This is a genomic window from Aeropyrum camini SY1 = JCM 12091, assembly GCF_000591035.1.
GTDB classification, from domain to species: Archaea; Thermoproteota; Thermoprotei_A; order Sulfolobales; family Acidilobaceae; genus Aeropyrum; species Aeropyrum camini.
The window spans coordinates 346,937-364,388 of sequence record NC_022521.1 but is presented as its reverse complement, the minus strand read 5'-3'; the positions used below and the strand labels follow the sequence as shown (position 1 = coordinate 364,388).

At 57.9% G+C, this 17,452-nt stretch carries 19 protein-coding genes; 8 read left to right on the top strand and 11 right to left on the bottom strand.

Annotation, left to right across the window (positions count from 1 at the left end; translation table 11 throughout):
• Position 1 precedes the first annotated feature (1 nt).
• Both ACAM_RS02045 and psmB (ACAM_RS02040) read right to left on the bottom strand, forming a co-directional pair.
• Positions 2 to 2,017, bottom strand: coding sequence for a beta-CASP ribonuclease aCPSF1 (locus ACAM_RS02045; RefSeq protein ID WP_022541148.1), 2,016 nt, complete (start codon positions 2,015 to 2,017; stop codon positions 2 to 4).
• A 240-nt stretch (positions 2,018 to 2,257) separates the two neighbouring features.
• Complete coding sequence (psmB, locus tag ACAM_RS02040) at positions 2,258 to 2,920, bottom strand: archaeal proteasome endopeptidase complex subunit beta (RefSeq protein WP_022541147.1); 663 nt, start codon at positions 2,918 to 2,920, stop codon at positions 2,258 to 2,260.
• 173 nt (positions 2,921 to 3,093) lie between these two features.
• Between psmB (ACAM_RS02040) and ACAM_RS02035 the strand changes: the two genes are divergently transcribed.
• The gene (locus tag ACAM_RS02035; protein ID WP_082398326.1) at positions 3,094 to 4,152 is read left to right on the top strand and encodes an NAD(P)-dependent glycerol-1-phosphate dehydrogenase; all 1,059 of its coding nucleotides are present in this window, start codon (positions 3,094 to 3,096) and stop codon (positions 4,150 to 4,152) included.
• Between the two features lie 5 nt (positions 4,153 to 4,157).
• Here the strand turns inward: ACAM_RS02035 and ACAM_RS02030 are convergent, their stop codons facing one another.
• The 3 genes from ACAM_RS02030 to ACAM_RS02020 are packed head-to-tail and all read right to left on the bottom strand — an operon-like array spanning position 4,158 to position 6,540.
• Positions 4,158 to 4,976 (bottom strand): FKBP-type peptidyl-prolyl cis-trans isomerase, encoded by an 819-nt coding sequence (locus ACAM_RS02030; protein ID WP_022541145.1) that lies wholly within the window; start codon positions 4,974 to 4,976, stop codon positions 4,158 to 4,160.
• A gap of 2 nt (positions 4,977 to 4,978) precedes the next feature.
• Positions 4,979 to 5,503 (bottom strand): PUA domain-containing protein, encoded by a 525-nt coding sequence (locus tag ACAM_RS02025; protein ID WP_022541144.1) that lies wholly within the window; start codon positions 5,501 to 5,503, stop codon positions 4,979 to 4,981.
• On the bottom strand, positions 5,479 to 6,540 hold the full coding sequence (locus ACAM_RS02020) for an RsmB/NOP family class I SAM-dependent RNA methyltransferase (RefSeq protein WP_022541143.1): 1,062 nt from the start codon (positions 6,538 to 6,540) through the stop codon (positions 5,479 to 5,481). Before ACAM_RS02020 ends, ACAM_RS02025 begins: the two co-directional genes overlap by 25 nt.
• 75 nt (positions 6,541 to 6,615) lie before the next feature.
• Here ACAM_RS02020 and ACAM_RS02015 point away from each other — a divergent pair, with 75 nt between their 5' ends.
• Entirely contained in the window at positions 6,616 to 7,134 is a 519-nt protein-coding gene (locus tag ACAM_RS02015) for a nicotinamide-nucleotide adenylyltransferase (protein ID WP_062662483.1), read from the top strand.
• A 16-nt stretch (positions 7,135 to 7,150) separates the two neighbouring features.
• Positions 7,151 to 8,233, top strand: coding sequence for an RNA 3'-terminal phosphate cyclase (gene rtcA / locus ACAM_RS02010; protein WP_022541141.1), 1,083 nt, complete (start codon positions 7,151 to 7,153; stop codon positions 8,231 to 8,233).
• A 285-nt stretch (positions 8,234 to 8,518) separates the two neighbouring features.
• Here rtcA and ACAM_RS02005 read toward each other — a convergent pair whose 3' ends face one another.
• Positions 8,519 to 9,661, bottom strand: a complete 1,143-nt coding sequence (locus ACAM_RS02005) for an NOG1 family protein (RefSeq protein WP_062662481.1) — start codon at positions 9,659 to 9,661, stop codon at positions 8,519 to 8,521.
• Positions 9,628 to 10,194, bottom strand: a complete 567-nt coding sequence (locus ACAM_RS02000; protein ID WP_062662479.1) for a TFIIB-type zinc ribbon-containing protein — start codon at positions 10,192 to 10,194, stop codon at positions 9,628 to 9,630. The genes ACAM_RS02005 and ACAM_RS02000 overlap by 34 nt, the downstream gene beginning before the upstream one ends.
• Before the next feature lie 188 nt (positions 10,195 to 10,382).
• Here ACAM_RS02000 and psmB (ACAM_RS01995) point away from each other — a divergent pair, with 188 nt between their 5' ends.
• From psmB (ACAM_RS01995) to ACAM_RS01980, 4 genes are all read left to right on the top strand, one after another.
• On the top strand, positions 10,383 to 10,994 hold the full coding sequence (gene psmB / locus ACAM_RS01995) for an archaeal proteasome endopeptidase complex subunit beta (RefSeq protein WP_022541138.1): 612 nt from the start codon (positions 10,383 to 10,385) through the stop codon (positions 10,992 to 10,994).
• Positions 10,991 to 11,749: an endonuclease V gene (locus ACAM_RS01990; RefSeq protein WP_022541137.1), complete on the top strand. Its 759-nt coding sequence runs from the start codon at positions 10,991 to 10,993 to the stop codon at positions 11,747 to 11,749. Before psmB (ACAM_RS01995) ends, ACAM_RS01990 begins: the two co-directional genes overlap by 4 nt.
• Before the next feature lie 89 nt (positions 11,750 to 11,838).
• The gene (locus ACAM_RS01985) at positions 11,839 to 12,249 is read left to right on the top strand and encodes a Trm112 family protein (protein ID WP_022541136.1); all 411 of its coding nucleotides are present in this window, start codon (positions 11,839 to 11,841) and stop codon (positions 12,247 to 12,249) included.
• A 55-nt stretch (positions 12,250 to 12,304) separates the two neighbouring features.
• A complete protein-coding gene (locus ACAM_RS01980) occupies positions 12,305 to 12,736 on the top strand; it encodes a DUF2153 family protein (RefSeq protein ID WP_022541135.1) in 432 nt (143 codons plus the stop codon).
• 58 nt (positions 12,737 to 12,794) lie between these two features.
• On the opposite strand, the gene ACAM_RS01975 is transcribed toward ACAM_RS01980, so the two are convergent.
• From ACAM_RS01975 to rnhB, 4 genes are all read right to left on the bottom strand, one after another.
• Entirely contained in the window at positions 12,795 to 13,496 is a 702-nt protein-coding gene (locus tag ACAM_RS01975; RefSeq protein ID WP_022541134.1) for a ribosome biogenesis protein, read from the bottom strand.
• A complete protein-coding gene (locus tag ACAM_RS01970) occupies positions 13,475 to 14,362 on the bottom strand; it encodes a hypothetical protein (protein ID WP_232502302.1) in 888 nt (295 codons plus the stop codon). Before ACAM_RS01970 ends, ACAM_RS01975 begins: the two co-directional genes overlap by 22 nt.
• A 249-nt stretch (positions 14,363 to 14,611) precedes the next feature.
• Entirely contained in the window at positions 14,612 to 15,685 is a 1,074-nt protein-coding gene (locus ACAM_RS01965) for a hypothetical protein (protein ID WP_022541132.1), read from the bottom strand.
• Between the two features lie 4 nt (positions 15,686 to 15,689).
• On the bottom strand, positions 15,690 to 16,373 hold the full coding sequence (rnhB, locus tag ACAM_RS01960; RefSeq protein ID WP_148706338.1) for a ribonuclease HII: 684 nt from the start codon (positions 16,371 to 16,373) through the stop codon (positions 15,690 to 15,692).
• Between the two features lie 113 nt (positions 16,374 to 16,486).
• Between rnhB and ACAM_RS01955 the strand changes: the two genes are divergently transcribed.
• Positions 16,487 to 17,440: an IF-2B domain-containing protein gene (locus ACAM_RS01955; protein WP_022541130.1), complete on the top strand. Its 954-nt coding sequence runs from the start codon at positions 16,487 to 16,489 to the stop codon at positions 17,438 to 17,440.
• Positions 17,441 to 17,452: the final 12 nt, after the last annotated feature.

Here is a 17,452-nt window from a genome sequence, read left to right as displayed (position 1 = left end):
CCTAGGAGTGCTGTAGAGCCAGCTTCATCTTAAGATTCCTCGGGTAGAGCCTCACGCCCTCCAGGTTCTCCGGGGCCTCTATTATGGGAGGCGACTCGAAGCCGAGCTTCGACCAACCCGTCTTCACGGTGTGGGCGAGAGCGGCTATGGCCGACGGCTCGCCGTGGTTTAACACTATGTTCCTAGGCTTCGGCTGGAGTCTTCTGAGGAACGAGAGCAGCTCCCCCCGGGTTGAGTGGCCTGTGAACCCCTCGATAGAGACTATATCCATGTTCACCCTTATCCTCCTTATCTCACCGTCAACCTCGAGCTCAATCTCCCTCTCACCGTTCTGCAGCCTCCTGCCTAGGGTGCCTGGGGCCTGGTAGCTGACGAAGGCTAGAGCGTTCCTAGGGTCGCCGGCCATGTATTTGAAGTACTCTACTATGGGCCCCCCGTTCATCATGCCGCTGGTTGACAGTATTATAGCGGGCTTGTCACTGTACATAGCTTCATCCCTCTTCTGGTGGTCGGTGACGTAAACTGTCGTCGGCCCCTCAAACGGGTTCTCCCCCTGCTTCAGTATCCTATCCCTAATAGGCTTCACAAGCAGCTCCGGGTAGTTTGTGTAGACTGCGGTGACTTCATACACCATGCCATCCACGTATATCGGCACCTCGGGTATCTTCCCGGACCTTAGAGCCTCGTTCAACACGACCAGTATCTCCTGCCCCCTACCCACAGCCATAACTGGTATCAGCAGCTTACCACCCCTCTTGTAGACCTTGTTCACCAGGTTCACAAGCTCCTCCTCAGCCTCGGCCCTGGGCTGCGTCTCCTTGGAGCCGTAGGTGGCCTCCATTATTAGAGCCTCAACGCGCTGGAAAGAGTATTCTGCCGGCGGGAGAAGCCTAGTGCTCCTATCGTTCTTTATCCTGTAGAACTTGAAGTCTGCGGTGTAAAGTATGTTGTAGAGCCCCTGGCCTATGTGTAGGTGGACCATCGAACTTCCAAGTATGTGGCCGGCGTTTACGAACGTCATCTTGATGTCCGGGGCCACGTCGGTCACCGTGTTATAGTTGACGGGTATAAGCCTGGTCAGCGCCTTCTCAACATCCCTAGGCTCAAAGGGTGGCTCGCCCTGCGCCCTCCTCATAAGGTTGATGAGGTCTCTCAAAACTATGATCATAATGTCCCTGGTTGGGGGGGTGGCGTAGACAGGCCCTCTGAAGCCGTATTTGAATAGGAGGGGTAGGGTGCCTACGTGGTCTAGGTGGGCGTGGCTAATTACAACTGCGTCCAGCTCGTCGACCCTAAACTCCGGGGACCAGTAGTACGGGTAGCTGTCCGGCCCGTAGCCAGAGGGCGATAGGCCGGCGTCGAGGAGGACCTTGCTCTCCCCAGTATCGACTAGTATGGCTGAACGGCCGACTTCTCCGAAGCTGCCCAGGCCCACAACCCTCACGTGCCTCGTCCCTATGAGGGTGTCCCGGAATATCCTCTCCCCTATATCCCTCAGAGCCCTCCTCCTCTCCTCGGCATGTCTCTGGAGGTGGCGGAGCACGCTGTCGAGGAGGCCGCTCTGGAGTAGGGGTTTCCTGTAGACCTCGAGCCTCCAGCCCGTCTCGGCCAGCACAAGGTTCCTAAACACCTTACCCCTGCCCATAAGCTTGCCAGGCTTCTCGGCGATAACCCGTACCTCTCCCAGCACGTCGTCGAACTGTATATCGACTATGCCGACGTCCGGCGGGACGTTCTCCCGGATAAACTTTATAGTATACTCTACGCTCTTCCTGGACTTTGGATGTGTCCTGACAACTATACGCTTCCTCAGCTTCCTTGCGAGATCCTTGACAACACCCTCGTTATCTACTATGAACTTGGGGTTTCTGATGTAAACCGCTATCTCCGGCCCCTCGAACTCGATGCCGGCTATATCGGCGGAGCGGAGCGTGTTATAAATCTCCATTATAAGCTGCTTCCTCTCCTCGAGCCTCCTCCTGCCGGGAGACTCCTGAGCCTTAGACTGGCTAGCCAAGGCTAAACCACCACATGCTCCCGAAGACGCTTAAACGCTCATGCTAAACCTCAGGCGGCATCACCTTCTCCCGCAAAACCCGGAAATCCACAAGGACCCGGGGGGACATTCCCGGGCGGTTAACACTCTGAAGACGTCCCTGATGCCCCTCGAGAGCACCCGTTAGACCGGCTGTCCTTATGCCCGGGATTGTATTTCAGGGGTAATATTTTGTTTATAAATGTTTGAATGGGGAGCCGGCTATACTAGGCTGTTGTAGGGTATAAACCTTTCCTCGTAGCCCTGCGGGCCTATCACAACCACGTCAGCTCCGTCCCCTGAGGCGGCGTCCCTGAGGACGGCGGAGCGTATGGCGGTGGTGGCTACTTTTACTGCCTCCTCCACGCTGAGGTCCTCCCTATACCTCTCCTCGAGGACGCCGTAGGCTATGGGCGAGCCTGAGCCTGTCGCCGTGTATTTATCCTCAGTTATGCTCCCGAAGAGGTCGAGAGTGTAGAGTCTGGGCTGGGTGTCGTAGCCTCCGACTATAAGCTGGACTATGTAGGGGAAGAATTTGCTGCTGAATAGTATGTTTGAGAGTAGGCTTGCTACGGCCTTCACGCTGGGCTTCGTCTTGTTAGTCATCTCGTACAGCCTTATCTCCTCTCTCAGCACGTCAGACAGTATCTGGGCGTCCGCCACCAGTCCGGAGACAGTCATGGCTACATAGTCAGAAAGCATGACTATCTTCTTAACCCGCCTGCTGGCGATCAAAAACCCTGCAGTAGCCCTCTTGTCCGCGGCTAGTATGACGTGCCCGGATGCTATGAGGCCTACAGTGGTTGTACCGCTCTTGACGATCCTCTCGCCCAGCCCTCTACCCGCGGGGCCTTCCAGCCCGCCTCTCACTATCCATTCAGCCACCTCTCAGCCCGCCTCCATAGCCAGTATACTTACTACCGGTGTAGCTAGTGGGGCTAGAGGACTATTAACGTTGCTTCCTATAAAGGCTCCTGGACGTAACTAGGGGCTTCTGGGAGCAGGCATCCGGGAAGCTGTGTGGATGGTCTAGCAGGGTACAGCGGGTGCGTCTGGGGTTGTATATGTCGTTCCACAGGATAGACCTTCCAAGGACCATAGTTGTGGGGGGAGGGGTTCTAGATAAGGCGGGGAGCTATATATCGGGTGTGGCGCAGCGCGGTAGCTATGTTCTAGTCGTCTCGGGCCACACGGTATCGTCCAGGTACTTCGAGAGGCTTAGGGCCAGCCTTGAGGCCGAGGGCCTCACTGTGGGGTTGAAGATTGTTAGGGACGCTTCGGTGGAGACTGCAGAGGAGGTTGCTAGGGAGGCTGCCGAGAGTAGGATAGATGTGGTTGCCGGTCTGGGGGGCGGGAAGTCGATTGACGTGGCTAAGTACGCCTCGAAGAGGTCTGGGGCGGTGTTCATCAGCATACCGACTGTGGCTAGCCACGACGGTATAACATCGCCTTTCTCGAGCCTGAAGGGGTTTGGCAAGCCAATATCGAGGCCTGCGAAAGCCCCTGACGCCATAATAATTGATGTTGACGTAATAGCTGAAGCTCCTAGGCGCTACAATATAGCTGGGTTCGGAGACCTCATAGGCAAGTACACGGCGGTCCTGGACTGGAGGCTTGCCCACAAGCTCAGGCTAGAGTACTATGGCGAGTACGCCGCCAGCCTGGCCCTCCTAAGCGCCAAGCACGTAAGCCAGTACGCCGAGGAGATAGCACTGGGCACGAGGGAGGGCTATAGGGTGCTCTTGGAAGCCCTCGTAAGCAGCGGCGTGTCCATGTGCATAGCAGGGAGCACGAGACCTGCCAGCGGCAGCGAGCACCTCTTCGCCCACGCGCTCCACATAGTGGCTAGGAACAAGCCGCTCCACGGGGAGGCCGTGGGGGTGGGAACCATAATGATGGCCTACCTGCACGGCAAGAACTGGAGGAGGATAAGGGGGTTGCTGAAGACTGTGGGAGCCCCCACTAACGCGAGAGAGCTGGGGGTGACCGAGGATGAGGTTGTCGAAGCGCTTACCATAGCCGCCAGGATCAGGCCGGAGAGATACACTATTCTCGGTGAAAAGGGCCTCACGCGGGAGGCCGCTGAGGCGTTGGCACGCAAAACAGGGGTTATATAGGCTTGCTAGTCCTGCTGCTCCCCCTCTTCCCCACCAGCCTCGGGAGCCTGCTTAGCCTGCTCCTCCCCGCTAGCCCCCTCTCCTTCCCCCTCGCCAGCTTCCTCCGGAGAGCTGGCCTGCTCCACCGTCTCCTCGGGGAACTCGATGGATATCGTTATGTCAACCTTCCTGGGTGCCAGGTACTCTCTAATATCGGACACAGCTTTTGCCAGGAGGGCGTCGAGGTCACTGAGCCCGAGGGCCTCTGGCGGTAGTTTGACTTTGACCTCCTTGCCCCCCTCCGAAACCTCGGCCTGGATCTTGTCCGGGTCCATACCTAGGGCTCTGGCCGCCAGTATCCTGGCTTTCTCCTCGGGGCTGTCGATCTTGCCCACCACCTCAACCTCTATCTTCAGCTTCTTCCCGGCTAGGGGGTGGTTAAAGTCGATGTAGGCGAACCTCTCTGTAACCCTTATTATCTTCCCTCTCCTACCCCCGGCTTCAACCTCCTCTCCGACCCTCACGGGTATGTTCATCCTCCTGAGACGCTTCACCGGGACCCTCACGATGAGCTCCTGCTTGTACTCTCCAAAAGCCTCCTCGGGGGGCACCTCGACCTCGCGCCTCTCCCCAACGTCAAGCTCCCTGAGGACCTTCTCGAGCGGCCCTAGGAGGCTAGTCCTCCCAACTATCACCGGGAACTCCTTGTACACACGCTTCGGATCGTATATCCCAGACTTCTTCGCCACCTCCTCTAGCGTGGTATCTATAACCCTTTCCGAGCCGTCCTCCACAACCTTGACAGTATAGTTGATTAGCACGAAGTCCCCATCCTTCAAGGGCATCCCTAGCCGCCCCTTCTAAGGTACCAGCCCAGGTCTCTTAAAGGCTTAACAACAAGCAGGCCCCTCCTTGACAAGCCCACTCCCCAGCCTAGGGGCTGGCCGTTGGCCCCGGCTACCAGGGCTACACCTGCCGTGTATGAGGCTATGCTATCGCCGTAGACTTCCCTGGCGTATAGGAAGAGCTTCTCGCCTCTAGGAGTGAGCTTGATGCACCTTACTGGGGCGCCGCAGAGGGGGGCTAGCTCCCTCGCTAGGTGTAGGCTGGGGGTGAACCCCCTCTCGCCTATGGCGCCTAGGTTTAGCCCGGCCGAGTAGTGTAGCGGAAGCCTCTCAACCGCCCCCCTTAGACCCCAGGGCAGGTAGAAGACCTCCTTAAACCTGCCTCCGGGGTCTAGAACGGCCATGCCGTCGGTGTAGGGGTTTGACCTGAAGCCTATAGATCTGAAGAAGCCTTCTACAAGCCTCTCCTCGCTAGGCGTGGGAGGCCGGAGCCTGTACCTGCTCAGCCCTTCCTCTTCAACCGGCATATGAAGAACCCCTCCGTCCCGTGCCTGTGAGGCCAGAGCCTTAGGCACTTTCTAACCTCGCCCTCCATCTCCATGCCGAGATAGGTTTCCACGCCGGGCGAGCCTATAGGCGCCTCTAGAGTCTCAACCTCCACATCGCTCCTAAGCCTCAGGAGCCTGGAGATGACGAGCTCTCCCTCCTCGGGCGAGGTGCTGCAGGCGGCGTATAGAATGGGGGCTCCGGGCCTAGCAAGGTCTACGGCGGTGTATAGGAGTTCTAGCTGGAGGTAGTGCACCTTAAGCACGTCAAGCTGGCTCCTCGAGCGCCTCCTCTCAGGGTCCTTCCTTATTATCCCTTCTCCAGTGCTCGGAGCGTCTAGGAGAACCTTGTCGGCCCATCCAGCCCCTGCGATGCTGGTTAGCATCCTAGAGTCGGCCCTCAGGGCTACGTAGCTCCGGAACCCCATCCTCTGCATATGGGAGCGCAGGGCTCTCATCCTCCTCCTCGATATGTCTACTGCCACCAGTGTTGTCGAGTCCCGGCTCAGCTGCTGTATATGGGTTGACTTGCCCCCAGGCGCTGCAGCCATGTCGAGAACTACCTCACCCGGCTCGGCGCCGAGGAGGTAGGCTACCAGCATGCTGCCCGGGTCTTGGATGTAGTAGAGCCCCTGCATGTACTCGTGGGTTGCCCCCACCCTTATAGGCTGCTCCAGGACCTCGATGCCGTGGGGTAGCCAGGGTATTCGTGAGAGGGTGAAGCCCTTCTGGCTTAACATGGACTCGAGCTCGCTGCAGGGGATGAGGAAGTCGTTGCACCTTATAGTCTCGGGTAGGGGCTTGTCATTCCATTTTATAATCTCCCTAGCCTCCTCCTCATCACCCAGGATCTGGATGTACTTCTCTACGAGGACGGGGCTGTAGCCAGCCTCCCGGGCCATACGCTCCGCTATCCTGGAGGGCTTTATAGAGGCTATGTACTTGTCCTCACCCATGAACTCTCTAGACGCTGTCGAGACGGCCTCAACCTTTAGACCGCTGTATATGCCTGGATCCACCGGGGGCCACCTGATGCCCTCCCTATATTATTTCGTTTAAGTGTAGACACGAATACCCGGGGTGGCTATATGCGGATGAAGCGTCTTCTAGTTGTCGGCAGGTTCCAGCCCCCCCACCTGGGGCACCTCCACACAATACGCTGGGCCCTCGATAACGCTGAGGAGGTTATAGTAGTCGTGGGCTCGGCTCAGGAGTCCTACACTCTGGATAACCCTATGACGGCGGGGGAGCGTGTGGAGGCTCTGAGGCTTATGCTGGAGGATCTTGGGGACTGGTGTGGGAGGATTATGATAGTCCCTGTGCCGGATATAGCTATGAACAAGGTTTGGGTCCAGTATTTGAAGATGCTTCTCCCCCCCTTTGACGGGGTGGTCAGCGGTAACGAGCTCGTGCTCATGCTCTTCGAGGACATGGGCCTCGCCGCTCTGAGGCCACCCATGTTCAAGAGGGGTGAGTGCAGCGGGACGAGGATAAGGCGGCTCATGGCCTCGGGAGAGCGCGGGTGGGAGGGCTGCCTCCACCCTGGCGTCAGAAGGTATGTTGAGGAGATAGGGCTTCCTGAGAGGCTGAGGAGGCTGCTGGCCATGGGGTAGCTCTGGGGTGCGTAGTTTGGGTGGGGGATGGATCGTTATAGACGGTTCCATGGGCGAGGGTGGAGGGCAGATACTCAGGACAGCGGTTGCACTGGCGGCGGTGATAGGTAGGCCTCTGAGGATTGTCAACATAAGGGCTAGGAGGAGGCCTCCAGGCCTCAGGCCCCAGCACCTAACCGCCGTCAGGGCAGTGGCGGCTATATCAGGTGGTAGGCTGCGTGGAGCCGAGGTCGGGTCAACGACTCTAGAGTTCATACCTGGCAGGATCAAGGGGGGTAGGTACAGGTTCGACGTAGGTACTGCGGGAAGCGTGGCCCTTATAATCCAGGCTCTAGCCCCTGTACTCGCCTACTCAGATTCGCCAGTAGAGGTGGAGCTTACCGGCGGGACCGACGTGCCCATGGCCCCCACTATAGATTACATGCGGGAGGTGTTCGCCCGCGTTCTCTCAATGCTCGGCTACGAGATCGAGATCGAGGTCCTCAGGCGGGGCCACTACCCCCGGGGTGGGGGGCGGGTTGTAGTGAGAGCTCCCGACCCACCCGAGGGGTTCAGGGCTAGGAGCTTCGTGGAGAGAGGCTACTTAAAGGGGGTCTATATTAGGAGCCATGCCGTGAGGCTCCCGGGGAGTATAGCGGAGAGGCAGGCTAGGAGCGCCGCGAGCCTAGTGAGGGAGAGGCTAGGAGTAGTCCCTGAAGTTGAGATTGAGGCCTACAAGCCGCACAGCGACCCCCACCTGGGGCCCGGCACCGGTATTCTAGTGTGGGCCGTCTTCGACGAGGCCGTGATGGGTGGGGACAGCATAGGGAGGAAGGGTAAACCGGCGGAGGTTGTGGGGAGAGAGGCTGCGGAGAGCCTGCTAGAGGATTTAGGAACAGGCGCCGCTCTAGATAGGCACATGTCCGACATGGCCCCCGTATACCTTGCCCTGGCTGAGGGAGACTCAACAATATTTGGGGCTAAGCTCACAAGCCATGCTTCCACGATACTCGAGCTGCTGAGTATCATGGTGGACGGCTTCGAGTACAGGATTCTGGAGGGCGGCTTAGACAGCCCGTTCAAAGCGGAGCTGAAAGGCGCTGCCGTGGCACCCCGGTAGAGGGAGTCGATATAAGCTGTAATCCGCCTCCCTCAAACGGCGCCGCCCTCTGCGGTTTTCCGTTGTTATTGCAGAGAGTTTCAACATACTCCCCACCCCAGCTAAGAGGACCCTCCGTCCTCCTGCTCCGAACCCTAGTGTATGAAGGCTGCGGGTCCCGGGTGTCCTGGATCCCCGCCGCAGCCTCCTCCCGGGGAATGATGCGGCTGTGGGTTATATGGGTACGTAATCCTCGGAGAAGCGTGTGAGGCGAGGGACAGCGGTTGTACACAGAGGGTCGCTGCCTTAGGCTTCGGCCCATCCCTCCATCGAGGCTATCCGGCTTACAAGCCGCCTGGCCCTCTCTCTTTCGATAGCCGATGTAGATCCTAGGAACCTTGCTCCAACGGCCTCCGCAGCCTCCCTGGCGGCCGTGAGGGCTTGCTCCAGCCTATCTCTCCCGACTGCGTCCTCCTTGTTAACTGCAACGTAGATCCTCTTGCCGGAGACAAGCTTGGCTATAGTGTTCTCCAGGAGTCCAGCCTGCTTGTCCAGCCCCATGTAGGCGTCCGGACTTGGGTCGAACAGGAAAAGTACTACGCCGTCGAGAAGCCTTAAAGCGGCGGCCGCCCTCTTCTCCACAGGGTTCATCTCCTCTAGACTCCTGTCTAGCACGCCTGGGGTGTCAACTATCTGCACCCGGCCATCACCGGCTTCGAAGTGGCCAATGTGTATACGCTTAGTGGTGAAGGGGTAGTCAGCAACCTTCGGCTTCGCCCTTGAGACGTTCTTGACTAGGGTAGACTTACCGCTGCTAGGCGGTCCCGAAACTATTATTGTGGGGCTGTCAGGGTCTATGGCTGGTAGCCTGTGCATGAAAACCATGAGGCTCCTGAGGACCTCGAGCCCCCGGGAGCATCTCTTGTAGAGGGATAGAATCCTTCCCCGGGCCTCCCTTGCAATAGCCCTAGCCTCCCTGGGGCTCTCGGAGGCCAGCAGGAGCACCTTATACCTCTCCAGAAGCCTGTCAGTCATCTTCCGGGCCCTGCTAACACAGCTCACGGCGCTGCCGACATCCCTCCTATTGAACTCTATCTCGATAAGCTCTCTGTGGAACGGGTGTAGGCTGTCTAGAAGCCTTGCAACTTCTCTCACGAAGTCGGTCTTAGAGATTACTATGTCCCTAACTCTAGTGAGGAGTTCAATCTCCTCCTCATAGACGGCGCGCCTCCTAGAAGGCCTCCTCGGCCTCCTACCGATCCTTTCAAGAATCTCGTCGTAGGTGGGCACGTGTATCTTCTTCGCCGCCGAGGCCGGGTCGCCCAGGAAACCGGCCTGCCTTCCATACCCTCCTGTCATAGCCTTCTCATCCGCCTGAACACGCCAGTCCCAGTAGTATATGGTCCTGTAGGGAGCTAAACCCTTTCGCCTCCATGACCTGGGGCCCACGCCATGTCCCATATTATACTCTCGATCTCCCTTCTGTAAGCCTTCTCCGCACGCTCAAGAGCGGTCAGAGACGCTCCAGAAGACCTGGCGGCGCTCCTCAACGCGGCGATTTTCGAGCGGCCGCGGAGCCTATGGCTTATGTAGATGGCTATACCCACAGCAACCCGGGGTCTCCTGCGGGCAAGGCCCGGTATGGATGATAGCCTGCTTAGTATAGCAGCCATAGCCTCGTCAGCACTGGCCAGCCTCAAGGCCTTTAGGTCGGTGTACGCCATAGACCTGCCTCCAGCGACAACATGGCCCCTGGTCAGAGCCCTCCTATAAGCCCTCCTCACGCCCCTCGGCAGCCTAGACCTCCTGATTGGAGGGCCCGCCAGCTCCTCCCCTTTATTTGCCGGGGGAGGCGGTGAATCGTCTATAAGGTTCTCCGCCAAAACCGCTCCGCAGCTGCTGCACACTATAGTACCCTCCATATGGAGGGTGACCAGCATCGTGGAGCCGCAGTAGCTGCAGGAGCCAGGCACAGTATCCATTAGCCCGGCACCCATTAGGGCGATGTACGCTGATCCCATGATTTAGGCTATAGTGGACGCCCGTTCACCGGACCCTCGGACCCTGGGGAGGCGGTTACTCCTGACCGGGCGAAAGTTTGGTGAGCTGGCGGGAGGAGCCTAAGGATATAATCCCCCGGGCCTAGACCTCTGGCAGTGGGTGCTGCTGTTTGTCGTTTGCAGGCGCCACTGCATTGGGCATAAGGGTTAATGAGGGCGTGGTCCTGGCCGCCGACAAGAGGATGAGCTATGGGGGCTTCATACTTAGTAGGAACTTCAAGAAGATATTCGTGATAAACGACAGGATAGGCATCGCCTTCGCAGGTCTCTACGGTGATATGGGTGGGCTCGTCAGGGTTGTCGAGGGGCAGATGCGCCTCGCCTCCCTTGAAACGGGAAGGCCGACTACAGTCAGGAACGTGGCTAAGTTCCTATCAGCCCTACTCTACTCGTACAAGTTCTTCCCCTTCAACGTTGAGGCCATAGTAGGGGGGATAGATCCTGGAGGCGAGCCTAAGCTCTACGTCCTCGACCCGCTGGGGTCTATAATAGAGGAGGACTACGTCGCGGCCGGGACGGGGGCGTCGACGGCGTTCGGTCTTCTAGAGCATGTTTACAAGCCAGATATGAGACTAGAGGAGGCGAAGAAGGCGGCTGTGGAGGCTCTTAGGGCTTCGATGGCTAGAGACGCAGGCACGGGCGATGGAATCGACGTACTTGTACTGCCAGTCTCGGGCAAGCCAAGACTGGAGACTATAAAGTTCAGGCTGGTGGAGGGTTGAAGGGGCACTGCCGCTTCTCCGCCTCCAAGGCTGTGAAGGCCCAGCTCCTCCTTAGGGGGAAGGTTAAGCTCGAGTCCCTCAATATAGATCCCAGGACTGCTTTGGGGTTAGACGCCTCCTACTCCGAAAGGGGGGGTGTTGGCATTGGAGCCGCTGTACTCACCTCCCTAGAGACGCTGGAGCCCGTCGACTGCAAGATCTACATCTCCAGGGTCTGCGTACCATACATACCAGGGCTGCTGGCCTTCAGGGAGCTGGCTGTAATGGCCCCCGCAGCATCGCCTCTATCACCCAAGGCGGACGTCGTCATGGTGGATGGCCACGGCATAGCCCATCCACGCCGCTTCGGCATAGCAAGCCACGTGGGAGTAATCCTGGAGAGGCCGAGCATAGGGGTGGCTAAGAGGAAGCTGACGGGCAGGCTTGTGGAGGAGGCTGGCGTGAGGTATGTGGTCCAGAACGGGGAGAAGCTTGCTGTTGTGGTAGGCGAGCCCCCCAGAGGGGTCTACGTGTCCCCAGGCCACATGATAACTCTTGAGGAGGCTGCCTCAGTGGCGAAGGCGGCGGTCAAGCCTGGAGGGTGGATGCCGGAGCCAACTAGGCTAGCCGACAGGATAAGCAGGGCTGTAAAGACTATCGTTAAAGGCCAGACGCTGATAAGCTACAGCCACACGAGCCTCTGCAGCGCAAGGCTAGGCCCCGGCGTCGAGGACCTGGAGAGGCCGCTGCTAAAAGCAGGGATAGAGGTCGAGTAGGCGGCTCGCCCCCATAGCTGGGTTGTCGAAGGTTAAACACTCGCGAGGCCCACCTATCTCACCGTAGGGCGTCTGGAGGTGTCAGCGAGATGGTCAGGTACTACCACTTGGAGATGCTGGCTTGCCCCGAGTGCAGGAATCCCAGGTTGATGCTTTATGTGGTGAGAGAGAGGAGAAGCGGGATGCCGCCGCAGCCTGAGAGGCTAAAGTGCAGGCGGTGGTGCTACCTATTCGATAGGCCAGCGTCAACAGTCCCCCTCTCAACCTGTGTCTCGAGCTGTATGGAGAAGGAGATTGAGGAGGGGGTTCTAGTGTGTCCGGTGTGCGGCAGGTGGTACCCCATCGTGGAGAGCATACCAGTTATGATGGATGATAAGTATAGGGATCCCGATCGTGATAGGGAGATCGCCTCTAGGCTGGCGGAGCGCGTGCCAGAATGGGTGAAGCTTAGGGCGTCAGCACCAGTCCCCCTCGAGCCCCGCGAGTCCGGGGAGGGCTAGATGATAGAATAAGAGACCCCAAAACCCACTATCATAGATGGTGAGGTGGCAGGGCTTGTCTAGACCTACCGATGTAACGGCCTTCACGAGGAGCCTGGAGCGCTGGGTGATGCTCCAGAAGGCTGTGCTAGAGAACTTTAAGAACATAGATAGCCAGGTTAGAAACTCCGACAGGCTAGACCTAATAATACACACAAGGCTTGCGTTCAACCACATGATAAAGACGCTCAAGGCCTTCGACGACTGGCTACAGGACCCCTTCATATCCAGCAATATACCCCGTGAGCTCCTGCTTGACGTCTGGGATACTACACTGAAGATGATGGAGCTGCTTATCGAGCTCGATATAAGGCACACCAGCCAGGTCAAGAATCTTATCGAGGAGGCCAGTAGGGAGGGGAGGCTGAACCCACTGCTATCACAGCTGAAGGACATTGGAGGCTGGAGGGAGGACAGGAGAGGAGAGAGCGGCTCAATGTCTATCTAGTAGGAGGCTCTATGGCGTCCCAACGTTCCGCCTCTATCTCGCCTCGCAACGGTCTACGCTAAGCGGGGAGGCCTTTAAGCCTCTCCAGCGCGTATACAATCCTCGAAGCGACCCCCCACGTTTTGAGAGGGGCTCCACCCATTATGGAGTAGGCTTCCGAGGCCTTCCTAAGCGTCGACCTCTTGAACTCGCCCCGGGGGAACGCCCCCACTCCTATAGGGAGGCCTGTGGATAGAGCCCTGGCTGCGACGAAAATGGCAGTGGAGGGTGCGCCTCTCTCCCACATGAGTATAGGCCCCCCCTCCTTCTCGACGAACTCCCTAAGGCTCGTCGAGTACAGGCGTATAAGAGGCTCTCCACCCTTCGGGGGAACCCGTTCCGTCTTGAGTAGCTGGGCTATGAGGCCTTTGAACCTCTCGTAGTTTTTAGGTATCCTGACGCCGCTTCTAACCTCGAAAACCCTGCCGTCGTAAACCTGGAAGTATATCCTCAGAAGCCCCTCTTGGTAGAGGGGGGTCTCGGTAGAGGTGAGGAGGGCTACGTGGAGTATGTCGGGCCTCCCCCTCTTCCACTTAGCGGGCAGCCCTGCCATGGCGTTGTAGTGCAGGCTCTTATCGAGGAGCAGGTCTTCAGGCTCTATACCGTACCTCCTAGCACTCCTGAGGACCTGCGGGTGGCTCCACAGGCTCCTGGGCACGAGCTCCACGCTGGACTCAAGGAACACTATCTTAACCGGGCCTAACCCTCCTCTCCCTTCCAAAGCTCCCTCCTCATAGTCTCAAGGGGTTCGAGCGGCAGCCCCATGTACTCCGCCGCCGTCAAAACCTCCACGCCCGTCCCGGCAGCCTTACCCCTGAGGCTCTGGAGGACCTCGCGGAACCCTGGGTCCCTCACTAGATGGTGGTCCACCACCAGATTCTTAGGCCTAAGCTTCTCTACAATCACCTCCAGGTTCCTTATCCCCAACTCCACCGAGGACCTCCCAACCCTGTATCCCCCGAGGTAGAGCGGGGGCCCGCTGATGATGAGTACTAGCGGCCTAGGCCTAGACCACTTCAGAAGCTCCTCCAGCGCCTCCCTGCTCCCAGGACCCTGGACGTCGCTGGCGAACACTACCGAGAGTCCCTCGCAGATAATCCTTGCCATAAGCACTTTACCGAGCTTCGTACCCTCCTCCCCATGCCAGACAGGCTTCGAGAACTCTATAGTCAGGCCTCCCTCAAACGTGAGAACCCTTGAGTCGGCGTACTCTACACGACCCCTCTCGAGGAGGCCGCTTTTCACTATAAACCTGTAACCCCTAATCCTCTGGCTCCTGTTTATAGACCTGTTTATATCCTTAGCAAGCAGGAGGCGGCCAGCGTATAGCTCCGGCTCGTCGCGTAGATAGTGGTCGTAGTGGTAGTGGGTTATAATTGCTATGCTACTCTCCTCCAGCCTCCTCCTAGCCATGTCTAAAGCCTGCTCCAGCCTCCTCAGCTCCCTGGGATGGGGGGGTAGAGAGAACCTTCTGGGAGCTATCGACGCCCCTAGGTCGACGCCTATGGAGTAGCCGCAGGCCTCAACGAAGGTCGCTAGACTCCTAACGCCCATGCTGTCCGCCGCTACAATCTCAACCCTCAACACAGACTAACCATCTACCCTATGAAGAGGCCGAGGACAATATTAGAGTTTAAGCCCTGAGCGTCAAACAGCATATGAGGGTTGCCAGGCCCTAGGAGCTGCGCACCATACCCTCAAACCCGGGCTGGCGGACGTTTCCGGCTTCAAAGCCGATGCCACATGCTCAATGACCCTCGACGACATGGAAGAGGGAGTATAGCCCGGGGGCAGGCTTTTATTGGACGGCGGGGGCTGAGGCGGGGTCTCGCGGTATTAGGTATTGTCCTTGGCTGGGCCGTCTTCTATTCTTGCTCTAGCCCTCTTGGCTGCTAGGAGGAAGTCCTCCGGTGTTATGGGGAGCCAGCTGGATAGCTCCTTGTATAGGCTCCACTTAACTGCCAGCCCGCTCCCCTCCCTCCTGCCCCTCTTTATTATCTCGCTGTAGAGGCGTGTTAGCATGTCCTTCTTTGTCATCGAGGTTATTATCGCCTTCTCAAGGTTTCCGGGGTATTTATAGCGGGCTTTCAGCAGTATCTCTATTATCCTGTTTATCCTTTCTGGAACCCCTGCTACAGATCCTCTAAGCTCGATCTTCCTTGGGACTCCCCAGGGCACCAGGTTATCGAGTATTCTGCTTACGCCGGGGCGGGGTATCCTGTCTACTATCCCCCCTATGAGGAACGCGTCGGCTGCGAGGACCTCGCTGCCGCTGAGAGGCTGGGGCGCGTCGGGCCTGAGTATAACGACCCTGTCTGCATCCATGCTCCAGAGGATCTCGCTGGGCTTGCTCTGGCTTATGGTGACCTTGTTCTCTCCCAGGACCTCGCCTATCCACCCGGAGGTCTGGGGGTCTATGTTAGTGAGCACCAGATGGGGATCCCAGAGGTACTTCCTGACCTCGCTTAGGGCGACGGCTATCTGGAGCCTGAGCTTCGAGAGCTCCTCCTCGGTGTGCATGAACTTGAGGCTCAGGTCCACGACGAAAGCTGGTAGTGGTGGTGAGGGGAGCAGCTCCTCAAGATGTCTCCACGAGAATAATAGCCTTTGTGACGTGTTCGGGTCGGCTAGAGAGGCGTCGGCCACCTCCTCGCCAGGGCCCAGCAGTATCTTATACTCCTTCCCACCGTACACCTTGCTGTACACCACTCCACCCCTGTATTCCCTCTCCGCCGCCAAGGCGTACTCCCTGACGAGAGCCTCCACCGCGAGGTACTGGAACCCCATCTCTCTGACCCGAGGCTTGTGCAGCCACACCTTAGAGCCCACCTTTAAGATGCCCGCCGCGTCAAGCAGGTGTAGCAGGGCCTCCTCAGGCCTCTCGAACTTCCTGAGCCTCCTCCTAGACAAGACTCTACCCTCCTAGAAACTCGTCCAGCCTCCTACTCCTACCCGTCTTCTTACCCCTCCAGGGCCCCCCCAGTTTTTTGACTGTAGACCAGGTGTATCTGATAAAACTCGGCGCCTCACCCCTAGCGAACACCTCCCTGACCCACTCCCTGGTTTCCGGATCGCTCGGGTAGCCGCTGCCCCTGACCCCGTACATACGCCTTAACACGCGGAGCCTAGCATCCCTTACAACCTTAGCCACTATACTGGCGGCCGACACCACGGGATACCTCGCGTCCGCCTTCTCCTCCACAACAAGGGACCAAGGCTCTATACCAAGCCTTCTCAGGGCAAGCCTGAGCCCTTGGACGTCGCCATACTTGTCTACAACCACCAGTGAGGGCTGGACCCCGAGATACGATATTATCCTGGAGAGTATCTCCTCGACGGCCCTGGTGACAAGCACATTAATATTCTCGCTATCGACCTCCCAGGGCCTAATGGCCTCCACAGTGAAGAAGCCGATTCCCGAGATCTCACGGTAAAGCTCCATCCTGGCCGCCGGGCTGAGTTCTTTACTGTCCCTAACGCCGAGACTAAGCAGCTCCTCCTCCCTAGACTCTTCAACCGCGAAGCCAGCCACCACAAGCTCCCCAACTAGGCTTCCCCTACCCGCCTCGTCCACGCCGACGACTATTCCCAAGGCCATAGATCCTCTCTCCGCCGCCAAAACATAATGTTAATATTTACCCGAGAATAAAGGATTATCTTTAGGTGTGTAACACTAGCTTATGAAACCTGGCAGGAGTGGTGTAATTAGGGTTGTGCGCGTTTTTCTTTAAAAGGACGCGGGACGACGTGGCCGGAGAGATAGCGAGGATTATAGAGGAGAGCCTGCCCAGAGGCCTCGACAATACCCTCGAGTCGATAGCGGAGTTTCTTGAAGGGAAAGTCAGGAGGGGTTTGAAGGATACCCGCGCCTCGGAGAGACTTGCAGCCAGCCTAAGGGAGGCTATGCAGAGGTTCACAACGCCAGGCCAGGTGTTCCACGCCCTTAGCCTGGCCCTGAAACTCCTGGAGTCAAACCCCGGGGGCGGTGTAGATGTTCGTGCAGTCTTCGAGAAGCTAATAGAGCTGGATAGGAGGAGCAGGCTTGAGGCCGCTGCGAAGGCGGTGGAGGAGGTTAGAAACGCTGACAAGATACTTATAGCAGGCTTCTCAGGTGTCCTGCTAGACTTTCTCTCAAAAACCCTCACCCTAGGGGGAATAGATGTTTACGTTCTCGAGGCGTCGCCTGCGAAGAGGGGACGGCTCCTGGTGAGGGCTGCGAGGAGGAGAAAGTTGAAGTCATACTACGTTCCAGACTCGTCAGTATACTGGATCGTGGAGGAATCCCACTCTGTAGTAACCTCACTCTACGGCTTCGCACGCGAGGGCATAGTAGTGGACGCGGGGGCTGCGGCGGCATTCGCCCTAGCTAGGGAGCACAGCGTTAAAACCGTGGTGTTGGGGAGTGAGCTGAGCGTCTCACCCCCCCTATTAAGCATAGAGGACGTGGCCAGCCTCCTCTCCCTGGAGGCGGTTGCTAGTAGTAGAAGGGTTAAGACGCCTATCATTGACCTGTGGATAGCTGAGATGGTGGACACCATAATACTTGGACGGACAGTGGAAGTCGGTAGGGTGCTCCAGGGAGAGAGGTTTAAGGAGTTTGGCGAGAGAATGTCGGCCTCGCTGCAGGAGTCTATAGTGAGAGAGCTTTTATCGAAGCCTCGTTAAACCCCTGGAGGC